Source organism: Paenibacillus sp. 01T422 (genome assembly GCF_056398785.1).
Map to the genome: position 1 here is coordinate 1 of NZ_JBFTQB010001176.1, position 1560 is coordinate 1560.

A 1560-nucleotide genomic window follows, 5' to 3' on the forward strand; every position below is an offset into this window, starting at 1 on the left:
GGCTGAAGTGAGACGGCTTCAGCTCCTATGGAAACCAGCGATGAACCTCCCGAGCTGGATGCTGTTCCCCCTTCTTTATGCGCTTCCGGTTCTTTGCTTTGGTTTAACGCTGATCCTCATTTATGGTCTGCGGCATGGATAGTCGACAATTAGAAAGGGAGCGTTAGGCATGAATATGCTACTCGCGATAGTGGGCGGGTTTCTAGGACTTTTTGTAACTGGTGTTGCCATTTATACAGCTTGGATGATTCATCAACTTTGGCGTCAGCAGGCGGCAGCGCCGAAGGCTTTGAGTCAGGTAGAGGTTGCGGTGAGCTATTTCTCGCGCTGGACCGTGATGGACTATGCGGTGATCGGACTGTTTATCAGTGGTTTGTTGCTATTGTTAGCTCAGCTATTCGCGATCTTGCGTGATCAAACGGCGACAACTGCTAATTTTCATTTTTCCTATTTGCTCACTGGCCTTATTTTATGCGCGATGGGGATGCTTTTATTGCTGGTCCGTTTGATTGTCGTTCTCGGCTTCGCCCAAACAGGAGTCTTACACCGCACGTTTACGGTTGCGCCAGATCATGAGCACGAGCCAGACCACACTAATTAAGCCAAATACAGGGTACAGAGCGGCAAGAAGCGTTTTAAAACCAATTTGACTGACCAGATAACTAAGTCCTAAGATGCTAAGCAGCAATAGCTTAGGGTTTAATTTCGTGCGTTGCTGCAACTGCAAGGACAGGCCGTACGCGTCGGCGATAAAAGTTGTGAAAATCTCTCCGTAAATAACGAGCAAATAAGCAATTTGCGGGGCGGAGCCCAGCCTGTTAATGATATTCCCCATTGGAATCTCATATTGGGCAATACCAGGCATTTGCGCTGAAAGCGCATAGTGGGCGGAGAGGAGCAGCAGTCCAATGCCAGCACCTCCGATAAGCCCACCCCAGTACAGATCTGAACGCTTCGTGATAGAAGCTCCCATCGGCACCAGAACGGCTTGTGCCATAGCCAAATTAAAGGCTGTATAGAGAAATGGGGCGAACCATATTTTACCAAGAGAATCATCCGTTGTGATCCGCAGCCAGTTTCCTGATGACGGAGAATGCCACGTATAGACGACAATAACTACGCTAAAAAGCAGCATAATAGGAACGACAATCGAGTTGACTGTCATGATGGCTCCAATTCCTCGCGATAATACGAGATAGGAAAGTACCAAGGTGACCAAAAGTCCAGTCTGATAGGACAGATGAAGCTGCTCCTCGAATACCGTGCCGCCACCGGCAAGCATGACGGTTGTGATTCCGAACAGCACGATCATGGTAAACAAGCTGATCCAATTCCCTATTTTCGGTCCAAAAATGACTCGGTTCAAATCCTCATAAGAAGTAGCTTTCAATGTATGAGCCATTAGCATAAGTTTTATGCCAATCCATATAAACAGAATGGTAGATAAAGCGATCGTTAATGTTGCTATCCATCCATAGCGCGTAAAAAATTGCAAAATCTCTTGTCCAGAAGCAAACCCTGCTCCAACGACAGTTCCGATATAGGTAAAGGCAATACGGA

The 1560-nt window shown here is 47.2% G+C and carries 2 protein-coding genes; one reads left to right on the forward strand and one right to left on the reverse strand.

Features of this window, described 5'->3' with window-relative positions:
- The first annotated feature begins 169 nt into the window (after positions 1–169).
- Positions 170–601, forward strand: coding sequence for a hypothetical protein (locus tag AC1DUA_RS36890; RefSeq protein ID WP_477504449.1), 432 nt, complete (start codon positions 170–172; stop codon positions 599–601).
- Here AC1DUA_RS36890 and AC1DUA_RS36895 read toward each other — a convergent pair.
- On the reverse strand, positions 542–1560 hold a 1019-nt coding region (locus AC1DUA_RS36895), incomplete at its 5' end, for a YkvI family membrane protein (protein ID WP_477504450.1). The two genes, AC1DUA_RS36890 and AC1DUA_RS36895, sit on opposite strands and share 60 nt — an antisense overlap.

Coding starts and splice junctions, on each gene's coding strand:
- AC1DUA_RS36890 (WP_477504449.1), top strand. CDS start 170: ATGAATATGCTACTCGCGATAGTGGGCGGGTTTCTAGGACTTTTTGTA.